This is a genomic window from Achromobacter sp. FW305-C-13, assembly GCF_058783475.1.
In genome coordinates this window covers 802,020-822,216 of record NZ_JBYSYN010000004.1, presented here as the reverse complement: position 1 = coordinate 822,216, position 20,197 = coordinate 802,020, and the positions used below count along the sequence as shown (strand labels likewise).

The following is a 20,197-nucleotide window of genomic DNA, read 5'->3' as shown; positions in this document are numbered from 1 at the left end:
GGCCAGCAAAGCCCGCCAGTTTAGCGTCAATCGTGCTCGGTGCGGTGGCTGTGGGAGCAGCACGGGGTGCCTTTGGTTCCCGGGGCCGGTGGAACCGGATCCCAGCCGCCGGGCGACCACGGATGGCATCGGCCAATGCGCCGGACGCCCAGCCAGAAGCCGCGCCAGGCGCCGTGGCGTTCGATTGCTTCAATCGCGTACGCCGAGCAAGTCGGGGTGAAGCGGCACTGCCTGCCTATCCAGGGACTCAGGAAGAACCTGTAGAACCGGATGGGGGCGATGAGCAGTGCTTTGAAAATCATCGCGCGATCCGCTCAAAGTGAGCATCCACTTCGGCTCTAGCCAAGCGTTTAAGCGAGGTGAGCGTGGTGGGAGCGACCTTGCTATGCAGGCGCACGACGTAATCCTTGGCGGGCAGCGCCAGGCGCCGGTGGCGGAACGCTTCGCGGATGACCCGCTTGATGGCGTTGCGCGTACTGGCGTGGGCGGCGAACCGCTTGGCAATGATGAGTCCCAAGCGCGCACAGGCATCCTGGCCGGGGGGCAGATCATTGGGAGCTGAAGTCACAATGAATAACGCCCCTCGGGCAAGACGCCGGCCTTTTAGGGCAGCGGCGAACTCGGAGGGGCGATGCAGCCGCGCCTCCGGGGGAAGCGTGGAGCGCGGCATGGACTGCGGGTCAGGCGTTTGCGCGGAACCGGAACGAGATTGCGAGAGGTCTTGCAATATGGCCGGTCCGTGCAAATAGTCAGGTTTCCGGAAAAACCGGAAATCCCGGACTTAGACGGCCAGACGCTTGCGGCCCTTGGCGCGACGGGCGCTCAGGATGGCGCGGCCAGCGCGGGTTTTCATGCGCACGCGAAAGCCATGGGTGCGCTTGCGGCGGGTAACGGAAGGTTGGTAGGTACGTTTCATGGACGATCCACAAAAAGAACAAAAGTCAGAAGGGACCTGCCCGGAGGGTTCCAGGTCGCGCATTCAGAAGCGGGTATCTAGTGAGCATTTTTGCAACAGGTGCAAAAACAACTCGTAGACGGGGCTCTGGACTGGGAATTTCTTCCCAGGCGACCTATTCAGCAAAGCTAAAAACCGGACAGTGCGGAAAGCGCCCCGACCTATGAAAGGAGGGTACTTGCCACAACTCCGGCTAAGCTCTCTGTGAAACCTTCTGACAGACAGAATTCGGAAAAGCCCACCATTTCAGCAAGTTTTCCCTGTCTTGTCAAACAGTTAAGCCTGGGCAGTGTAGACGCTTATGTCCTACCCTGTGGATAACCCGTGCTCAGGCAAGGTAGAATCGAGGTTTGAATAAGAGCGACATGAAAGAATTCTGGCAGACCTGCGTCAGTCGTCTTGAGCAGGAACTCCCCCCCCAACAAATCAGCGCGTGGATACGACCGCTGGTCCCGCTTGCGTACGACGAAACGCAGGCGGTGCTGCGCGTTGCCGCGCCCAACCGCTTCAAGCTGGATTGGGTGCGTAAGAACTTTTCCCACCAGATCGAAGCGTTGGCCGCGGAGTGGTTCAAGCGACCGGTACAGGTCTTGTTCGAGTTGCCGTCCCACGGAGCCGCGCCGCGTATGCCGGTCGCTCCCGTGCGTGCGCAGCCGCCGGAACAAACGCACCTGTCCGCTGCTCAGCCCTCAGGCGGCGCGCCGCCCATGCAGGCCGCGGCACCGGCCGCCCCTCCCGCCACGACCGTGGCGGCGCAGGCGGTGACGGCCGACGCGGCCAACATCGTGTACGAGCGCTCGCGGCTGAACACGGACCTGACGTTCGAGAACTTCGTGACGGGTAAGGCCAACCAGCTGGCGCGCGCCGCCGCGCTGCAGGTGGCCGAGAACCCGGGCACCTCGTACAACCCGCTGTTCCTGTACGGCGGCGTGGGCCTGGGCAAGACCCACTTGATCCACGCCATCGGCAACGCCATGGTCGCGGCGGGCACCGGGGTGCGCGTGCGCTATGTGCATGCCGACCAATACGTCTCCGACGTGGTGAAGGCGTACCAGCGCAAGGCGTTCGACGACTTCAAGCGCTATTACCATTCGCTGGATCTGCTGCTGATCGACGATATCCAGTTCTTCTCCGGCAAGAACCGCACGCAGGAAGAGTTCTTCTACGCGTTCGAAGCGATGGTGGCCCAGCGCAAGCAGATCATCATCACCAGCGATACGTATCCGAAGGAACTGTCGGGCATCGACAGCCGCCTGATCTCGCGCTTTGATTCCGGCCTGACGGTGGCGATCGAGCCGCCGGAGCTGGAGATGCGCGTGGCGATTCTGCTGCGCAAGGCGGAATCCGAAGGCGTGCCCATGCCCGAGGAAGTGGCCTTCTTCATCGCCAAGCATCTGCGCAGCAACGTGCGCGAACTGGAAGGCGCGCTGCGCAAGGTCCTGGCCTACGCCCGCTTCCACGGCCGCGACGTGCTGACGGTGGATGTCTGCAAGGAAGCCCTGAAGGACCTGCTGTCCGTGTCCAACGGCCAGATCACTGTGGAAAACATCCAGAAGACGGTTGCGGATTTCTACAAGATCAAGGTCGCCGACATGTACTCGAAACGCCGGCCCGCCAATATCGCGTTGCCGCGCCAGGTTGCGATGTACCTGGCCAAGGAGCTGACCCAGAAAAGCCTGCCGGAAATCGGCGATCTGTTCGGTGGCCGTGATCACACCACCGTCCTGCACGCCGTCCGCAAAATTTCCGACGCCCGCGCAAAGCAAGCGGAGCTCAACCATACCCTGCACGTGTTGGAACAAACTCTAAAAGGATGAACATGCAACTCGTACAAACCACACGCGATGCATTGCTGAAACCGCTGTCGACCGTGGCGGGCATCGTCGAAAGACGCCATACCCTGCCCATCCTGGCGAACATCCTGATGCGCAAGGAAGGCAACAAAGTTGCTTTCATTGCGACCGACCTCGAAGTACAGATCACCACGCACGCCGACTTCGGCGTGGGCCAGGACAACGAGTCCACCACGGTCGCGGCGCGCAAGCTGCTGGACATCCTGAAGGCGTTGCCGGACACCGGCGACGTGCGCCTGGCGCTGGCCAGCAACAAGCTGTCGGTGCAGTCGGCCAAGAGCCGCTTCGCGTTGCAGACGCTGGCCGCCAGCGAGTTCCCCACCGTCGCTCAGCCCGAGCAGTGGGACGTCTCGCTCACCATGCCGCAACGCACGCTGCGCCACCTGTTCAACATGGTGCACTTCGCCATGGCGCAACAGGACATCCGCTATTACCTGAACGGCATGCTGCTGGTGTTTGAACCGGGTCGTGTGCGCGCCGTCGCCACCGATGGCCACCGCCTGGCGCATTGCTCGACCGAGGCCGACGGCATTGCCGAACGCCACGAAGTGATCGTGCCGCGCAAGACCGTGCTGGAAATGCAGCGCCTGCTGGAAGACTCCGACGAGGTGGTCTCCATCGATGTGGCGCCGGGCCAGATCCGTTTCCGTTTCGGCGACGTGGAACTGGTGTCCAAGCTGGTTGAAGGCAAGTTCCCCGATTTCACGCGTGTGATTCCCACGAACTACACGCGCCACTTCATGGTGGGCCGCGAAGCGCTCCAGGGCAGCCTGCAGCGCGCCGCCATCCTGACCACCGACAAGTTCAAGGGCGTGCGCCTGCAACTGGCGCAGAACCAGATGAAGATCTCGTCCTCCAACGCCGAGCAGGAAGAGGCGCAGGAAGAAATCGACATCGATTACGGCCATGAAGCCCTGGACGTGGGCTTCAACGTGGGCTACCTGCTCGACGTGCTGGCCAACGTGAAGGTCGACAACATCCAGTGGTCGGTCATGCCCGATGCGAACGCGTCGGCGCTCATCACCTTGCCCGAAGACGACCAGTTCAAGTACGTCGTCATGCCCATGCGGATCTGATCCGCGCCCCATTTGTGGGTTTGTGCCGCTTGCGGGCCTAGGCCTGCGGGCGGTCCGGCCGCCAGGCCGTTCTTTAAAGCGTTATCGATACAGACATGTCAGATCAGCAGAACACCACTCCCGAGAACAGCGGCTACGGCGCTGACTCGATCAAGATGCTCAAGGGGCTGGAGGCCGTGCGCAAGCGCCCCGGCATGTACATCGGCGACACGTCCGACGGCACCGGCTTGCACCACATGGTGTTCGAAGTCGTGGATAACGCCATCGACGAAGCCCTGGCCGGCCATTGCGACGATATCGTCGTCACGATCCATACCGACAACTCGATCTCGGTCACGGATAACGGCCGCGGCATCCCGACCGATATCCACAAGGAAGACGAATTCCACCGCAGCGCGGCGGAAATCGTCATGACCGAACTGCACGCCGGCGGCAAGTTCGACCAGAACTCGTACAAGGTGTCTGGCGGCCTGCACGGCGTGGGCGTGTCCTGCGTGAACGCGCTGTCTGAATGGCTGCGCCTGACCATCCGCCGCAACGGCCAGGTCCACCAGATGGAATTCCGCCAAGGCGCGCGTGTTGCGCCCCTGGCGGTGACGGGCACGACGGACATGCGCGGCACGGAAGTGCGCTTCCTGGCCGACCCGATCATCTTCAACAACATCGAATACCACTACGAGATCCTCTCCAAGCGCTTGCGCGAGCTCTCGTTCCTGAACAACGGCGTGAAGATCCGCCTGGTTGACCAGCGCCAGGGCAAGGAAGAGAACTTCGCGTTCTCGGGCGGCGTGAAGGGCTTCGTCGAATACATCAACCGCACCAAGACCGTGCTGCACCCGAACGTGTTTTCGGTCACCACCGAGTCCGCCGCCGGCGGCGTGTCGGTGGGCGTTGAAGTGGCGATGCAGTGGAACGACAGCTACAGCGAAAGCGTGCTGTGCTTCACCAACAACATCCCGCAGCGCGACGGCGGTTCGCACTTGACCGGCCTGCGCGCGGCCATGACCCGCATCCTGAACAAGTACATCGCCGACAACGAACTGGCCAAGAAAGCCAAGGTCGAGACGTCCGGCGACGACATGCGCGAAGGCCTGGCCTGCGTGCTGTCGGTGAAGGTGCCCGAGCCCAAGTTCAGCAGCCAGACCAAGGACAAGCTGGTCTCCAGCGAAGTGCGTCCGGCTGTTGAAGAAGCCGTGGCCCGCACGCTGGAAACCTGGCTGCTTGAGAACCCGAACGACGCCAAGGCGCTGTGCAACAAGATCGTCGAAGCCGCCCGTGCCCGCGAAGCCGCCCGCAAGGCGCGCGAGATGACGCGCCGCAAGAGCGTGCTGGAAGGCGCTGGCCTGCCCGGCAAGCTGGCTGACTGCCAGGAAAAGGATCCGGCGCTGTGCGAGCTGTACATCGTCGAGGGTGACTCCGCAGGCGGCTCGGCCAAGCAAGGCCGTGACCGCAAGTTCCAGGCCATCCTGCCGCTGCGCGGCAAGGTGCTGAACGTGGAGAAGGCCCGTTTTGACCGCCTGATCGCCAGCGAACAGATCGCCACGCTGATCACGGCGCTGGGCACGAGCATCGGCCCCGATTTCAACGTGGACAAGCTGCGCTACCACCGCCTGATCATCATGACTGACGCGGACGTGGACGGCGCGCACATCCGCACCCTGCTGCTGACGCTGCTGTACCGCCAGATGCCTGAGCTGGTGCAGCGCGGCTACGTGTATATCGCGCAACCGCCGCTGTACAAGGTGAAGGTTGGCCGCGAAGAACGCTATCTGAAGGACGACCAGGAAGAAGCGCAGTTCATGCTGCAACTGGCGCTGAAGGATGCCGAGATCATCTCGGGCGGCAACATCATCCGCGGTGAAGAGCTTACCGATCTGGCCAGCCAGTACGTGGCCGCCGACGGCGTCATCGCGCGTTTGGCGAAGGTGTTCGACGTGGGCGCCCTGTCGGCCATGGCCGAAGGCGTTGAGATCAATCTGGAAACGGCCGAGTCCACCGCCGATTCCGCCAAGCGCCTGGCTGACGCCATGCGTGATCCGGTCAGCGGCAACGGCGTGGAAGTGGTGCCGCAGTTTGATGAAGCCACCGAGCGCCATCGTTTGTCGGTGCAGCGCATGCACCACGGCAACGTGCGCGTCAGCATCATCGACGCCGACTTCGTCAACGGTTCGGACTACGGCATCCTGTCCAAGGCTGCCAAGAGCTTCCTGGGCAAGGTCGGTTCGCGGTCGCTGGCCGCCCGCGGCGAAGGCGACAAGCGCAAGGAACAGACTGTGTCCGACTTCCGCGAAGCCATGCAGTGGCTGCGCAGCGAAGCCGACCGCAGCATCTCGAAGCAGCGCTACAAGGGTCTGGGTGAAATGAACCCGGAACAGCTGTGGGAAACCACGATGGACCCGAAGGTGCGCCGTCTGTTGCGCGTGCAGATCGAAGACGCCATCGCGGCCGACGAGGTCTTCACGACGCTGATGGGCGACGACGTGGAACCGCGCCGCGCCTTCATCGAAAGGAACGCGCTGTCGGCGGGCAATATCGACGCTTGATCGCGGCCGCTGTGTCGTAGCGAAGGCCAGCCTTGACGGGCTGGCCTTTGTTTTTTCTGTTCTAGGCGTATTGCCGGGCGCTACATCGCCACGTCGCACACCTGCTTGATGGTCTGCCGCAACCACCGGTGCGCCGGGTCGCTGTCCAGGCGCGGCGGCCAGGCCTGCACGACCCGCACGGGCGGCGTCGGCAACGGCACGGGAAAGCTGCGCAGTGCCAATCCCAGCCGTTCAATCCCCGGCATCAGATGCTGCGGCATGGACGGCAGGATCAGGTCGGAATCGGCCAGGGCGAAGATGGCGGCGTGGAAGGTGGGGGTGATCAGCGCGACGCGGCGGGTCAGGCTCAGATCGGCCAGCGCCAGGTCGATGGGCCCTTGCGCCCGGCCGCGGCGCGACACGCTGATGTGGTCGTAGGCCGTCAGGCGCTGCGGGGTGATGGCGCCTTTGAAGATGGCGTGCTCGGCGCGCGCCAGGCCGCAGAACGATGTGGTGAAGAGCGTCTGCACCTTGATGTCCGCGCCGAACTTCTGGGACGAACCAATGTAGAGGTCGGCGTCGCCGCTCAACGCGTCGCTGTCGTCTTCAGCTTCGGAAAGGAAGCGCAACACGCTGTGCGGCGCGTAACGGCGCAGGTGCTCCCGCAGGCGGCCGCCGAAGGCTCCCACGAACACGTCATTGGCGCGCAAGGTGAAGACGCGCGTCAACGTGCCCAGGTTGACGTCCTGGCTGAAGGCGGAGAACACGGTTTGCGCCTGTTCGACCACGCTGCGCACCTGGTCGCGCAGTTCAAGCGCGCGCGGCGTGGGCGCCAGGCCCCGGCCTGACCGTACCAGCACCGGATCTCCCACCGCTTCGCGGATGCGGGCCAGGGTGCGGCTCATGGCCGGCGTGCTCAGGTTGAGCCGGCGCGCGGCGCCGGCGACGCTGCCTTCCTGGATCAAGACGTCCAGGGTCAGCAGCAGGTTGAGGTCTGGCGTATTCATGCCGCCAAGCATAGCGTGCACGCGCGGTACGGCGGCGCGCCCAGGGTTGCGCAAAACGCAATCGTGGATTGCCTGTGCCGGCATTCCCCGTGACGGGAGCGGACGCCACCATGGCGCACCTGGCGGTGCATGGGCGCCAGCCGGACAAACCAAGGAGAGACAAATGGCGCTGGACGTACTGGAGCTGCATCATCACGCGGTGCGCATGCCGCTGGGCAAGGTGGCGGCCATGGGCGCGTTCTATGGAGACGTGCTGGGCCTGGACACGGATAAGGGCCGCTGGGAAATCCCGGGCATCGCGGGGTACTTCCTGGACCTGGGCAACGATTGCCAGATCCATCTGCTGGGCAGCGACGGCCCCTCGCCCTATTCCCAAGGGCCCGGCTGCGACCCGGTGGAAAACCACGTGGCGCTGGCGGTGCGCGATATCGCCGAGGCCGAAGCCGAGCTGCAGCGGCAGGGCGTGGACTACTGGAAGCTGGACAACGTGGCGGCGCCCGAGCTGATGCAGCTGTTCCTGCGCGACCCGGTGGGCAACCTGATCGAACTGCACCAGATCGGCCGCTGCCGCTGCAAGCGTAGCGACCGCCTGTTCGCCGACCAGAAGGCGGCGGCCGGTGCGGCGCCGACCCAATCGGCCGGGCAAGACTGAGGCGGCCGGGGACAAGCCATGTTCATCGATTTGAATGCGCTGGCGGGCCCGGCCCGCTACAAGCTGCTGACCGCGGCGATCGTGCCGCGCCCCATCGCCTGGATCGTGTCGCGCGACGCACGGGGGGCGACGAACGTCGCGCCCTTCTCGTTCTTCAACCTGATGTCGGGTGACCCGCCGCTGATCTGCGTGGGCATCGGGATGCGCGACGGCGCGCCCAAGGACACTGCCCGCAACATCGCCGAGCGCGGCGAGTTCACCGTCAACCTGGTGTCGGTACGGCTGGCGGCCCGGATGAACGTCACGGCGGTGGATTTCCCGGCCGGCGTGGACGAATCGGTGGAAGCGGGCCTGGTGCTGTCGCCATCCGAGCGCATCGGCGTGCCACGGGTGATGCAGTCGCCCGTGGCGTTCGAGTGCCGGGTGCATGAATTGCTGCGCATCGACGGGCGCAGCCTTGTCGTGGCCGACGTGGTGGCCATGCACGTGCAGGATGACCTGGTGGCGGACCGGGAACACCTGTACCTGGACGGCCCGAAGATGGACCTGCTGGCCCGCCTGCACAACCCGGGCTGGTACAGCCGCCCGCAGCCCGCCTTCCAGATGCCGCAACTGAGCCTGGCCCAGTGGGAGGCGCTGAAGCAGTCCGGCGAAGCGGACCGCTATCTGGAGCAGTCGCTGATATAAGAAAGGCGGCGCGCGCCGGTCCCGTCAGCGTGCCGGCCGCGTCTTCAGGTCGGCCATTTCTTCGTTCATCAGTTGATGGGCGTAACGCGAGAACACGCTGACCAGCCGCGTGCGGGTGTGATACGGCGGATACAGCAGCGCCACCGTGACCGGCACCGACGGGCTGAAAGGCCGGACCTCGACGCCGTTGGCCTCGTACTCCTCGCGGGCGGCCAGCGGGTTGATCAGGGCCACGCCCAGCCCGGCGCCCACCAGCGCGCACACCGACGAACCCAGCCCGGCCTCGGCCACCGTCTGCCGTTCCACCTTGGCGGCCTTGAAGACGGCGTCGATCTTCTCGCGCAGCGGGGTGGCGCTGGGAAACGAGATGAAGGGCTCGCCCGCGAAGTCGGCGGGCTTCAGTTTTTTCAGCTTGGTCAGCCGGTGCCCTTTCGGCAGGACCGCCACGCAGCTCATCGTGAGCACCGGCTCGACCTGGATGCCGGGGCTGTCGCCCGACAGCATGGCCAGCCCCGTGTCGCAGAAGCCCGAACTGATCCAGTTGTGCACCGCGCTGGCGTTGCCGGAATGGATGGAGACCATCACGTCCGGGTATTCCGTCTTGAAGGCCGCGACGATGCGCGCGAGGATGCCGCCGGCCAGCCGCGGCATGGCGGCCACGCTCAGCCGGCTGGCGCTGAACGAGCGGATGCTGGCCGCCGCCGACTCCAGGCCGGCCAGGCCGATGAAGGTCTTTTCGACCTCCTGGAAGAAGCGCGATCCGTCCTGCGTGGGGCTCAGGCGGCTGCCGTTGCGGTCGAACAAGGGAAACTGGGTGATCGCTTCCAATTGCGCTATTAAGCGGCTAACGTGCGGCTGCGAGGTATGCACGCGCCGCGCGGCGGCCGTCATCGAGCCGGTCATCATGACGGCTCGGAAGGCCTCGATGTGTCTTAAGCCCATCCGTGGAATGGCCATATCAAATCCGTATAGAGGAATACCTGATTGGAACTGGATAAAACCATACTGCTAGTTGATACTTTTTGCCAGCCGCGGGGCTCATCGCGGGACGCGGCGGCCGCCAAACAGTCTGGCGCCGCCGATCGTGAATACAAACACGCGCCGCACGCACGGCGCCAAGGGAATCAGATGAAAGCATTTGCCGCGATCTCCGTCGCCGCCGCCCTGCTGGGCAGCGCCGCCACCGTTCACGCCGAGGGCCCCAGCCGCCTGGACAAGATCCGGGAAACCGGCGTGATCACCATCGGCCATCCTGAAACCTCGGTCCCCTTCGCCTACCTCGACGGTAACCAGAAGCCGGTCGGCTACACGGTGGAGATCTGCCAGGAAATCGCCCAGTACGTGAAAACCGCGCTGAAGCTGCCCAAGCTGGACGTGCGCTACAACCCGACGACCTCGGCCACGCGTATCCCGCTGCTGGCCAACGGCACCATCGACCTGGAATGCGGCAACACCACCAATAACCTGGACCGCCACAAGCTGGTGTCGTTCGCGCCCACGACCTTCGTGGCACAGGTGGTGCTGGTGGCGCGCAAGGACGGCGGCGTGGATCCCAACAACCTGGAATCGTTCCGCGGCAAGACCATCGCGGCCCAGGCTGGCGGCCAGACCTTCCGCCTGATTTCCGGCCTGAACGCCAAGGGCAACCTGGGCATCACCATGGCGCCCACGAAGGATACCGCCGAGACCATCCTGATGGTGGAATCGGGCCGCGCCGCGGGTTCGGCCAACGATGACGGCATCGCCTACGGCGCCGTGGCCTCGTCGAAGAACCCGGACGCGTTCGTGATCGGCAAGAAGGGCCTGGAAATGGCGCCCTACGGCATCATGGAGCCCAAGGACGACCCCGCCTTCAAGAAGGTGGTGGACGACGCCGTGCTGGACCTGATCAAGACCGGCAAAGTCGCCGCGATCTATGACAAGTACTTCAATTCGCCGATCCCGCCCAAGCAGATCAACCTGAAGTATCCGATGAGCGACGCCTTGAAGCGTGCGCTGGCCAACCCGACGGATTCGGGCGACCCCAAGGCATACGAGTAAGCAGGTTGTCCGCGGGACGCCAGGCGCGTCCCGCGGCGGTTTGGGGCAAGGCGCCGCGGCCGGCGCCGATCTAGGGCACAGGCATGAATTACAACTGGAGTTGGAGCGTTTTCCTGGAGATGTCGCCTGACGGCGTGCATACCTTCCTGGAAACGATCCTGATCGGCGTGGGCTGGACGCTGGCGCTGGCGCTGACGGCGTGGGTCTTTTCGCTGCTGCTGGGATCTTGGCTGGGCGTGATGCGCACGGCGCAGTCCCGGCTGATGAACGTGGTGGGCGCGACGTACGTGGAGATCTTCCGCAACGTGCCGCTGCTGGTGCAGATGTTTCTCTGGTATTTCGTGCTGCCCGAATTGCTGCCGCATGCGTGGGGCCTGGCGATGAAGCAGATGCCGCAGCCCTGGGGGCAGTTCGTGCCCGCGGTGCTGTGCCTGGGTTTCTACGGGTCGGCGCGGGTCGCCGAACAATTGCGTGCGGGCATCCAGTCGTTGCCGCGCGGCCAGTTCCAGGCGGGCACCGCGCTGGGGCTGACCGAGGTGCAGGTGTACCGCTACATCATCCTGCCCGAGGCGTTCCGCATTGTGCTGCCGCCCTTGACGTCGGAGTTCATGGGCACCATCAAGTATTCGTCGGTGGCGCTGACCATCGGCTTGCTGGAGCTGACCGGCCAGGCGCGCTCCATGCAGGAATTCAGCTTCCACATCTTCGAGGCGTTCTCCGCCGCGACGGTGATCTACCTGATCATCAACGGCATTGTCGTGCTGGGCATGCGCCTGCTTGAACGCCATGTCGCGGTTCCCGGGCTGATCGGTTCGGCCGGCAAGAGTCGCTAGGGGATCGCCATGGGTAAATTCGATTTCGATGTGATCTGGACCGCCCTGCCCTATCTGTTCCAGACGGGCATGACGTTCACCCTGACATTGACCGTGCTGGCCGCGGTGATGGGGCTGGCGCTGGGCACGCTGCTGGCCATGATGCGGTTGTCGCGCTTCAAGATCCTGTCTGTGCCGGCAGGCATCTACGTGAACGTGATGCGGTCGATCCCGCTGTTGCTGGTGATCTTCTGGTTCTACTTCCTGGTGCCGTACATCGCCGCCTGGGTGGTCGGGTCGCCCACGCCGTTGCGCGTGGGGGCGTTCAATTCGGCGGTGATCACGTTCACCATGTTCGAGGCCGCGTACTTCTGCGAAATCATGCGCGCGGGCATCCAGTCGATTGCGCGTGGCCAGGTGTCGGCCAGCATGGCGATCGGCCTGTCGCCCTGGCAGGGCATGCGCTACGTGGTGCTGCCGCAGGCCTTCCGCAACATGGTGCCGGCGCTGCTGACGCGCGTGATCATCCTGTTCCAGGACACGTCGCTGGTCTACGTGCTGTCGTTGACGGACTTCCTGGGGGCGGCCTCCAAGATCGGCCAGCGCGACGGCCGGCTGGTGGAACTTTATCTCTTCGTGGCGGTGGTGTATTTCGTGATCTGCTTCACGGCATCCCGTCTGGTCAAGCTGCTGGAAAAGCGCACCCGGGTGTTGCGCTAAGCGCCCCGGCCCCGCTCCTACCCGTTATCCACAGGTTCTACGATGCAACTCTCTTCGACGCCTCCGATGATCGAGATCAACCAGGTCAGCAAGTGGTACGGCACCTTCCAGGTGCTGGATGAATGCACGACGAAGGTCGGCAAAGGCGAGGTCGTGGTGGTCTGCGGGCCGTCGGGCTCCGGCAAGTCGACCCTGATCAAGACCGTGAACGCGCTGGAGCCCTTCCAGAAGGGCGACATCGTGGTCAACGGCATTTCCGTGGGCGATCCCCGCACCAACCTGCCCAAGCTGCGGTCGGTGGCGGGCATGGTGTTCCAGCACTTCGAACTGTTCCCGCACCTGTCGGTGACCGAGAACCTGTGCCTGGGCCAGGTCAAGGTGCTGCGCCGGAGCAAGGACGAGGCCCGCGTGCGGGCGCTGTCGCTGCTTGAGCGCGTAGGCCTGTCGGCGCACAAGGACAAGCACCCCGGCGAACTGTCGGGCGGCCAGCAGCAACGCGTGGCGATCGCGCGCGCGCTGTCGATGGACCCGGTGGTGATGCTGTTTGACGAGCCGACCTCGGCGCTTGACCCCGAGATGGTCAACGAGGTGCTGGACGTGATGACCGACCTGGCCAGCGAAGGCATGACGATGATGGTGGTGACCCATGAAATGGGATTCGCCCGCCGCGTCGCCGACCGTGTGATTTTCATGGACGGCGGCAAGATCGTCGAAGACTGCGTGAAAGACGCGTTCTTCGGCAATGTGGAGGAGCGTGCCCCGCGCACGCGCCAGTTTCTTTCCAAAATTCTGCAGCACTGAAAGCCATGACCCAGCGGACCCCCGCCGACCTTCCCAGCGCCCCTGTCGACCTGCGCAGCGATACGGTCACCCACCCCACCGCGGCCATGTACGAACGCATGCGCACCGCGCCGATCGGCGATGACGGCCTGGACGGCGACCCCTCCGTGCGTGCGCTGGAAGCGCATGTGGCGGCCCGCCTGGGCAAGGAAGCCGGCCTGTTCGTGCCCAGCTGCACCATGGCCAACCTGTTGGCCGTGCTGGCGCAGACGCAGCGCAACGAGCAGGTCGTGCTGGAGTCGTCCGCCCACATGTACACGTCCGAGCGCGGCGCCGCCACCTTCACGGGCCTGTTCTACCAGGGCGTGTCCGGCACCGACGGCGCCATGGACCTGAACCGGCTGGACGACGCGTTGCTGTCCGGCGGCCACCGGCTGAAGACCTCGCTGGTGGCGATGGAGACCTCGCACAACAACGCCGGGGGCGCCGTGCTGCCGCTGGACCACATGCAGGCCGTGTACGGCATGGCGAATGCCGCCGGCATCCCGGTGCACCTGGACGGCGCGCGCCTCTTCAATGCCGCCGTGGCGCTGGGCGTGCCGGCGGCCGAGATCACGCAGTACGCCGACACGGTGTCGCTGTGCCTGTCCAAGGGGCTGAGCGCGCCCGTGGGCGCGGTGCTGGCGGGCAGCAAGGCGGTGATGTCGCGCGCCCGCACCTTGCGCCGCATGCTGGGCGGCACGCAGCGCCAGTCGGGCATCATGGCGGCGGCCGGGCTTGAAGGCGTGCAGTCGATGACCGAACGGCTGGTCGAGGACCATGCCCGTGCCCGCCGGCTGAGCGACGGCATCAACGGCCTGGCGCCTGCGCTGTCGGCCACCGTGCCGCAGACCAACATCGTGCAGGTCGAGACCGCCGGTACCGGCATGACGAACGCCGAATGGGTCGCCGCGCTGCAGGCGCAAGGCCTGCTGACCCGGCCATGGGGCCGTACGCGCCTGCGCTGCGTGACCCACCGCCACATCGACGACGAGGACATCGACGTCGCCGTGCAGGCCTTTGCGGCGGTGTTGAAAAAGCACTGAGATCGGGCCGCCGAGGGGGCCGGCGATGCGATAATGCAGGGATGTCCACGACTCACCTAACCCGAAAAGACTATTTCTGCGCATTGGCGGTCGTGGTCATCTGGGGGCTGAATTTTGTTGTCATGAAGGTCGGCATGCGGGGCTTGTCCCCCATGATGCTCGGCGCGCTGCGGTTTGCGCTGGCGGCCTTCCCCCTGATCCTCTTCGTGCGCCGGCCGCAGCTGCCGTGGCACTGGATCGCGGCCTATGGGCTGGTGCAGGGGCTGGGGCAATTCGGCCTGTTGTTCACCGCGCTGAAATTCGGCATGCCCGCAGGGATGGCCTCGCTGGTCATCCAGACCCAGGCGTTCTTCACCTTGCTGCTGGCCGCGCCCGTGTTGGGCGAACGCGCCCGCCGCCATCATTGGATCGGACTGGGTGTTGCCGCGGTGGGGCTGGCGGTGATTGCCGGCGGCCGCGGCGAAGGCCCCGGCCAGATGACGATGCTGGGCTTTGCGCTGACGCTGGGCGGCGCGTTCATGTGGGCGGTCTCCAACCTGATCGTGCGCCTGGCCAGCCGCAAGGCGCCCGGCTACGACCCCTTCGCTTTCATAGCCTGGAGCAGCGCCGCGCCGGTGCTGCCCTTCCTGGGGCTGGCCGTGCTGATCGACGGCTGGGACCCCGTAGTGGGCATGGTGACAGGCATGGGCTGGGGCGAGGCTCTGTCCGTGCTGTACCTGGCGGTGCTGGCGACGCTGGTGGCCTACACCTTGTGGACGCAGTTGCTGACACGCCATCCGGCCGCCAAGATCGCCCCGTTTTCCCTGCTGGTGCCGGTGGTGGGCCTGTGGGCGGCGTCCATGGCCTTTGGCGAACGGCTGCAGCCGCTGCAATGGGTCGGGGCGGGCTGCGTGCTGGCCGGCCTGGTCATCAATCAGGTGGGCGGGCGCTGGATGCGCACCCGCTGACCTTCCGGTTGGCCCTCGGCTGATCGGATTACGCCATCGCTCCTAGGCGGCGATAGGCGTTTGCTGCTGGGCTTACACCTGCTCGAAACGGATGTAACGCTTGTCGGTGTACTCCCGGCGCGTCGTGATTTCCTGCACGGAAGCGCCCGGCGGGCCGCGCCGCAACCATTCCAGCATGTGGTCCACCTGGTCGGGCGAGCCCTGCACCAGGGCTTCGACCGTGCCGTCCAGCAGATTCTGTACCCATCCCGTCACACCCAACATGTGGGCGCGGCGTACGGTCGCGTGGCGGTAGCCCACGCCTTGCACCGTGCCGCTGACGGTGACGAGGACGGTTTCGATATGGGTGTCGGATCGAGGGTCTTGCATGGATATTTCCTTCGGATGATGCGCCGCCGACGCAATGAACGTAGGCGGTTGTGGCTACGGCAGATGGTCTATAGGCCCGGTGGGCATCGAAGCGATACGTTAGAGCTCATGTCAAAACGTGCCAACGGGAACACCCGCTACCAGAGCTTGGAGAAGCCATTATGGAAGAGACCAGTTTGTTGTCGGAAGCAGAGACAGCGCGTTACAGGGACCAGGGCTACCTGGCCCTGAAGGACATGTGCCCGCAAGACGAGGTCGGGTACATCCGCCGGACACTGCTGGACCTGTTTGCGAACAAGACCGGATACAACGAGGGGGCGCAGTACGACTTCGTCAGCCGGGACGATCCGTCCAAGCCGGCCAAGTTTCCCAGCCTGCACGATCCGCGCCATTATGCCCCTGGTCTGCTGAAGACGGCCTATCACGAACGCACGCTGGACCTGGCGCGCCAGCTGCTGGGCGAGGACGCCGCGCTGTACGGCGAACACGCGCTGCTCAAGCCCGGCCCCCACGGCCCGGAAACGCCCTGGCACCAGGACGAGGCGTTCCGGTCGCCCGATTTCATCTACAACGAACTGAGCATCTGGCTGGCCCTGCAGCCGGCCACCATCGAGAACGGGTGCATGCAGTTCATCCCGGGCTCGAACAAATGGGACGTGCTGGAGCACCGTTCGCCCGGCGGCGACAAGACGCTGCATCCGCTGGAGTGCTGCGGCGACTTTGCGCGCGACCAGGCCGTGGCGGAACCGCTGGACCCCGGCGGCATCACCGTGCACGACGCCCGCACGCTGCACTTCACCGGTCCGAATACCTCGCCGTCGCCGCGGCTGGCGTACATCCTCATCTACAACACCCCGCCCGTCTACAAGCCGGGACGGCGCGAATTCCCGTGGCTGGAAGGCCGCTGGACCGACAGCCAGACCCGCAAGAAGCAATGGCATAAGCGCGGCGGGCTGGCCGTGGACGTGATGCGGCGCCTGCCGGGCGCGCGGCTGACCAGCCCGCGTTGGGTGGCGTGGGCGACGATCCGGGCGGTCAGCAAGGTCTGGCCGAGATAGCTTGGGTGGACAGGGGCCGCAGAGCTCCGGTCCGAGGGGGGCGAACGAGGCCGGCAAGCGACGCTTGCCGGCCTCGGCGCGTATACTGGGCGGCGCCGCGGGGCGTTGCCGCCCCTGCGCAGTGGCGAAGCCGCCGCAGCCGGCGGCACCAGACTCTAGAAAAACGAAACGCAGCTGGCGCACCTCTATCACTCCTCAGACCTCCCATGACCGCTAACCTTTCTACGATCACCTGCATCGAAGATTTGCGCGCCATTGCGCAAAAGCGCGTGCCGCGCATGTTCTACGACTACGCCGATTCCGGCGCCTGGACCGAAGGCACGTACCGCGCCAATGAAAGCGACTTCCAGAAGATCAAGCTGCGCCAGCGCGTGGCGGTGAATATGGAAGGCCGGTCGCTGCGCACCACCCTGGTGGGCCATGACGTCGTGATGCCGCTGGCGATTTCGCCCACCGGCCTGACCGGCATGCAGCATGCGGACGGGGAGATCCTGGCGGCCAAGGCCGCCGCCGATTTCGGCGTGCCGTTCACCTTGTCCACGATGAGCATCTGCTCGTTGGAAGACGTGGCCGAAGCCACCAAAAAGCCGTTCTGGTTCCAGCTCTATGTGATGCGCGACCGCGAATTCGTGGCCAACCTGATCGACCGCGCCAAGGCCGCAGGCTGCACCGCGCTGGTGCTGACGCTGGACCTGCAGATCCTGGGCCAGCGCCACAAGGACATCAAGAACGGCCTGTCGACGCCGCCCAAGCCCACGCTGCGCAACCTGATCAACCTGGCGACCAAGCCGCGCTGGTGCATGGGCATGCTTGGCACCAAGCGCCGCACCTTCGGCAACATCGTGGGCCATGCCAAGGGCGTGAGCGACCTGTCGTCGCTGTCGGCGTGGACGGCCGAACAATTCGACCCGCGCCTGAGCTGGGACGACGTGGAATGGATCAAGCAGCGCTGGGGTGGCAAGCTGATCATCAAGGGCATCCTGGATGTGGAAGATGCGCAGATGGCCGCCAATAGCGGCGCCGACGCGCTGATCGTCAGCAACCACGGCGGGCGCCAGCTGGACGGCGCGATGTCGTCGATTGCGGCGCTGCCGTCGATTGCCGACGCGGTGGGCTCGAAGATCGAAGTCTGGATGGATGGCGGCATCCGTTCCGGCCAGGACATCCTGAAGGCCGTGGCGCTGGGTGCGCGCGGCGCGATGATCGGCCGCGCCTTCCTGTACGGCCTGGGCGCTTACGGCCAGGCGGGCGTGACCCGCGTGTTGGAGCTGCTGTACAAGGAAATGGATACGACGATGGCGCTGTGCGGCCGCCGCAATATTGCACCGGGCGACCGCAGCATCCTGTTGCCGGGCACGTATCCGACCTGAACCGGGGCCTGCGCGCGGCGTGCCGGATTCCGGATTCCGCTTGATGGGTTACGCGTGGGGGGCAGCGATATTCTTGCTTAAAGAGTCTCGCGCTTCACCCATCCTACCGGTCAGCGTCGGCGCCTTCGCGACCCCCCCTCACCCGGCGTTTCCCGCACCCAGGAACTGGCTCGGGCGCCGTAGCGCCGGGTCGAACGGGTTGATCTGCGCGCCGATGGCATCGGCCTCGCGGCGCAGCATTTCCACGATCAGCGGCAGGCGCTCGTCATTGATGCGTTCGATGGGCGCGGCCACGCTCAGCGCCGCCACGGTCACGCCATTGGCGTCGTAGACCGGCACCGCCAGCCCGGCGATGTTGGGGAACACGCCCTGCCCTTGGCTGCGCGCGTATCGAAGCTCCAGGCATTCGCGGATGCGCACGCGCATCGAGATCTCGTCCACGAAACCCAGGTGGTGCAGCCGAGGGATGTTGAAGCGGATGACCTCTTCGCGTTCGGCTTCGGGCAGGCCGGCCAGCAGTACCAGGCCGCCCTGACCCATGCCCAGCGGCACGCGACCACCGATGTCGCCCGTGTGCGAGCGCACCGGGAAGGCGCCGTCGACGCGGTCCACGCAGACCGCGTCGAAACCGCTGCGCACCAACAGGAAGATCGTGTCGTTCAGCATGCCCGACAAGCGCAGCAAGGCAGGCCGGTACAGCGAGCGCAGGCTGGACTGGTGCGTGCCGGCAGCTGCCGCCAGCGAGAAGAACGCCACGCTGAGCTGGTAACCCTTGCTTTGGGCGGGCTGCTCCACCACGCCTTCCTGCATCAACCCCTGCAGCACGCGATGCACCGTTGCCTGCGCCTGGCCGGTGCGGGCGGCGATGTCGGTCAGGCGCAGCTTTTCCCCTTTGGCGTCGGCCAGCACGCGCAAGACGGCAAAGGCCCGCTGCAAGACGCCCTGGCCGGCGGAATCGTCGCTGGTTTCTGATTTCTTCATTCTTGGGTTCCGATAATCAAAATTACTAGCCATGTTTTTATCAAGAAATTCGATTGAATGGAATTGTTAGATAAAAAATTCGATTCTTCGGAAAACCCTAATTGACCCCAGGTTTTGGCCAAACCTAGACTGCCTCATCGAATAAGCCGCCAGGGCGCCCGTGAAGGGGCCACCCTGGGGCGCACGGCCTGCGACGGGCTACGGGGTTTGGAATATGTCATTTCTGCGGCTGGACAACGTCTCCAAGAACTATGGCGACCTGCGCGTCGTTTCCGACTTGAGCCTGGCGGTTGAACAAGGCGAGTTCGTCTCGCTGCTGGGGCCGTCCGGTTGCGGCAAGACGACGACGTTGCAGATGATCGCCGGCTTTGCCGACGTGACCCGGGGCACCATCACGCTGGACGGGCGCGACATCACCCACGCCAAGCCGAACACGCGTGGCCTGGGGATCGTTTTCCAGAGCTACGCGCTGTTCCCCCACCTGACCGTCACCGACAACGTGGCCTTTGGCCTGAAGATGCGCAACGTCGAACGCGCCGAGCGCCAGGCGCGCGTGCGCGAAGCGCTGGCGCTGGTGAAGCTGGACAAGCATGCCGACCGCTTTCCGCGCGAGCTTTCCGGCGGCCAGCGCCAACGGGTGGCGCTGGCGCGCGCGCTGGTCATCCGGCCGCCCGTGCTGCTGCTGGACGAACCGTTGTCCAACCTGGACGCCAAGCTGCGCGAAGAGATGCAGTTTGAACTGCGCAGCATCCAGAAGAAGATCGGCACGACGACGGTGATGGTCACGCATGACCAGGCCGAAGCGCTGTCGATCAGCGACCGCGTCGTGGTGATGCAGGACGGCCGCGCCACGCAGGTGGATGCGCCCTTCCGCATGTACGAGCATCCGCAGACCGAGTTCATTTCGCGTTTCGTGGGCAAGACCAATCTGCTGGCGGGCCGCGTCACGCGCTGCGGCGCGCAGGCCGAAATCGAGACCGGCGCCCTGCGCGTCGTGGTGGACGGCGAAGGCCTGCGCCATGGGGATAACGTGCAGCTGTCGCTGCGCCCCGAAAAGCTGGTGCCGGTGCCGGCGGGCCAAGGCAAGCTGTCCTGTGTCGTCAACACGCGCTATTTCCTGGGCAGCCAGTGGATGTACGACCTGGATTCGCCGGTGGGCGCACTGACCGTGCTCACGCCCAACGACGGCCGCCGTCCGCACGACGACGGCGAGGCCATCGGCCTGGACTGGGCCGAAGGCGTCTTGCGCGTGCTGCGCGCGCCCGCGCAGGAAGAGGCCTGAC

General features: G+C 65.1%; 21 protein-coding genes. 14 read left to right on the top strand and 7 right to left on the bottom strand.

Annotated elements, in window-relative coordinates:
- Positions 1 to 26: 26 nt before the first annotated feature.
- The 3 genes from yidD to rpmH form a co-directional block, all read right to left on the bottom strand.
- Positions 27 to 299: a membrane protein insertion efficiency factor YidD gene (gene yidD / locus AC3WMU_RS27410; RefSeq protein WP_081534447.1), complete on the bottom strand. Its 273-nt coding sequence runs from the start codon at positions 297 to 299 to the stop codon at positions 27 to 29.
- Positions 299 to 670, bottom strand: coding sequence for a ribonuclease P protein component (locus AC3WMU_RS27405; protein ID WP_088589884.1), 372 nt, complete (start codon positions 668 to 670; stop codon positions 299 to 301). Before AC3WMU_RS27405 ends, yidD begins: the two co-directional genes overlap by 1 nt.
- Before the next feature lie 111 nt (positions 671 to 781).
- Complete coding sequence (gene rpmH, locus AC3WMU_RS27400) at positions 782 to 916, bottom strand: 50S ribosomal protein L34 (protein ID WP_006228069.1); 135 nt, start codon at positions 914 to 916, stop codon at positions 782 to 784.
- 404 nt (positions 917 to 1,320) lie between these two features.
- On the opposite strand from rpmH, the gene dnaA reads away from it, so the two are divergent.
- The 3 genes from dnaA to gyrB all read left to right on the top strand — a co-directional run bounded on the left by dnaA (position 1,321) and on the right by gyrB (position 6,427).
- Entirely contained in the window at positions 1,321 to 2,772 is a 1,452-nt protein-coding gene (dnaA, locus tag AC3WMU_RS27395) for a chromosomal replication initiator protein DnaA (protein WP_006227713.1), read from the top strand.
- A 2-nt stretch (positions 2,773 to 2,774) separates the two neighbouring features.
- The gene (gene dnaN, locus AC3WMU_RS27390) at positions 2,775 to 3,884 is read left to right on the top strand and encodes a DNA polymerase III subunit beta (protein ID WP_006227714.1); all 1,110 of its coding nucleotides are present in this window, start codon (positions 2,775 to 2,777) and stop codon (positions 3,882 to 3,884) included.
- 95 nt (positions 3,885 to 3,979) lie between these two features.
- A complete protein-coding gene (gene gyrB / locus AC3WMU_RS27385) occupies positions 3,980 to 6,427 on the top strand; it encodes a DNA topoisomerase (ATP-hydrolyzing) subunit B (protein ID WP_006227715.1) in 2,448 nt (815 codons plus the stop codon).
- An 80-nt stretch (positions 6,428 to 6,507) separates the two neighbouring features.
- Here the strand turns inward: gyrB and AC3WMU_RS27380 are convergent, their stop codons facing one another.
- Positions 6,508 to 7,413, bottom strand: coding sequence for a LysR family transcriptional regulator (locus AC3WMU_RS27380; protein WP_035214206.1), 906 nt, complete (start codon positions 7,411 to 7,413; stop codon positions 6,508 to 6,510).
- Between the two features lie 163 nt (positions 7,414 to 7,576).
- On the opposite strand from AC3WMU_RS27380, the gene AC3WMU_RS27375 reads away from it, so the two are divergent.
- Positions 7,577 to 8,065, top strand: a complete 489-nt coding sequence (locus AC3WMU_RS27375; RefSeq protein WP_492283246.1) for a VOC family protein — start codon at positions 7,577 to 7,579, stop codon at positions 8,063 to 8,065.
- An 18-nt stretch (positions 8,066 to 8,083) separates the two neighbouring features.
- A complete protein-coding gene (locus tag AC3WMU_RS27370; RefSeq protein ID WP_006227718.1) occupies positions 8,084 to 8,752 on the top strand; it encodes a flavin reductase family protein in 669 nt (222 codons plus the stop codon).
- Positions 8,753 to 8,776: 24 nt separating this feature from the next.
- On the opposite strand, the gene AC3WMU_RS27365 is transcribed toward AC3WMU_RS27370, so the two are convergent.
- On the bottom strand, positions 8,777 to 9,709 hold the full coding sequence (locus AC3WMU_RS27365; RefSeq protein WP_052017959.1) for a LysR substrate-binding domain-containing protein: 933 nt from the start codon (positions 9,707 to 9,709) through the stop codon (positions 8,777 to 8,779).
- 171 nt (positions 9,710 to 9,880) lie between these two features.
- Between AC3WMU_RS27365 and AC3WMU_RS27360 the strand changes: the two genes are divergently transcribed.
- The 6 genes from AC3WMU_RS27360 to AC3WMU_RS27335 all read left to right on the top strand — a co-directional run bounded on the left by AC3WMU_RS27360 (position 9,881) and on the right by AC3WMU_RS27335 (position 15,136).
- Complete coding sequence (locus AC3WMU_RS27360; RefSeq protein ID WP_006227720.1) at positions 9,881 to 10,792, top strand: amino acid ABC transporter substrate-binding protein; 912 nt, start codon at positions 9,881 to 9,883, stop codon at positions 10,790 to 10,792.
- A gap of 83 nt (positions 10,793 to 10,875) precedes the next feature.
- On the top strand, positions 10,876 to 11,625 hold the full coding sequence (locus AC3WMU_RS27355) for an amino acid ABC transporter permease (protein WP_454675924.1): 750 nt from the start codon (positions 10,876 to 10,878) through the stop codon (positions 11,623 to 11,625).
- Between the two features lie 9 nt (positions 11,626 to 11,634).
- Positions 11,635 to 12,324 (top strand): amino acid ABC transporter permease, encoded by a 690-nt coding sequence (locus tag AC3WMU_RS27350; RefSeq protein ID WP_006227722.1) that lies wholly within the window; start codon positions 11,635 to 11,637, stop codon positions 12,322 to 12,324.
- Positions 12,325 to 12,390: 66 nt separating this feature from the next.
- The gene (locus AC3WMU_RS27345) at positions 12,391 to 13,125 is read left to right on the top strand and encodes an amino acid ABC transporter ATP-binding protein (RefSeq protein WP_006227723.1); all 735 of its coding nucleotides are present in this window, start codon (positions 12,391 to 12,393) and stop codon (positions 13,123 to 13,125) included.
- 5 nt (positions 13,126 to 13,130) lie between these two features.
- A complete protein-coding gene (locus tag AC3WMU_RS27340) occupies positions 13,131 to 14,189 on the top strand; it encodes a threonine aldolase family protein (RefSeq protein WP_280027094.1) in 1,059 nt (352 codons plus the stop codon).
- Positions 14,190 to 14,230: 41 nt separating this feature from the next.
- A complete protein-coding gene (locus tag AC3WMU_RS27335; protein ID WP_035214204.1) occupies positions 14,231 to 15,136 on the top strand; it encodes an EamA family transporter in 906 nt (301 codons plus the stop codon).
- 72 nt (positions 15,137 to 15,208) lie between these two features.
- Here AC3WMU_RS27335 and AC3WMU_RS27330 read toward each other — a convergent pair whose 3' ends face one another.
- Positions 15,209 to 15,505 (bottom strand): acylphosphatase, encoded by a 297-nt coding sequence (locus tag AC3WMU_RS27330; protein WP_006227726.1) that lies wholly within the window; start codon positions 15,503 to 15,505, stop codon positions 15,209 to 15,211.
- A 161-nt stretch (positions 15,506 to 15,666) separates the two neighbouring features.
- Here AC3WMU_RS27330 and AC3WMU_RS27325 point away from each other — a divergent pair, with 161 nt between their 5' ends.
- Both AC3WMU_RS27325 and AC3WMU_RS27320 read left to right on the top strand, forming a co-directional pair.
- Complete coding sequence (locus AC3WMU_RS27325) at positions 15,667 to 16,563, top strand: phytanoyl-CoA dioxygenase family protein (protein ID WP_088589877.1); 897 nt, start codon at positions 15,667 to 15,669, stop codon at positions 16,561 to 16,563.
- Positions 16,564 to 16,769: 206 nt separating this feature from the next.
- Positions 16,770 to 17,933, top strand: a complete 1,164-nt coding sequence (locus AC3WMU_RS27320; RefSeq protein ID WP_280027097.1) for an alpha-hydroxy acid oxidase — start codon at positions 16,770 to 16,772, stop codon at positions 17,931 to 17,933.
- 138 nt (positions 17,934 to 18,071) lie between these two features.
- On the opposite strand, the gene AC3WMU_RS27315 is transcribed toward AC3WMU_RS27320, so the two are convergent.
- Positions 18,072 to 18,914 carry an IclR family transcriptional regulator gene (locus AC3WMU_RS27315; protein WP_006227729.1) on the bottom strand — a complete coding sequence of 281 codons (843 nt, stop codon included), beginning with the start codon at positions 18,912 to 18,914 and terminating at the stop codon, positions 18,072 to 18,074.
- 214 nt (positions 18,915 to 19,128) lie between these two features.
- Here AC3WMU_RS27315 and AC3WMU_RS27310 point away from each other — a divergent pair, with 214 nt between their 5' ends.
- Positions 19,129 to 20,196, top strand: a complete 1,068-nt coding sequence (locus AC3WMU_RS27310) for an ABC transporter ATP-binding protein (RefSeq protein ID WP_006227730.1) — start codon at positions 19,129 to 19,131, stop codon at positions 20,194 to 20,196.
- Position 20,197: the final 1 nt, after the last annotated feature.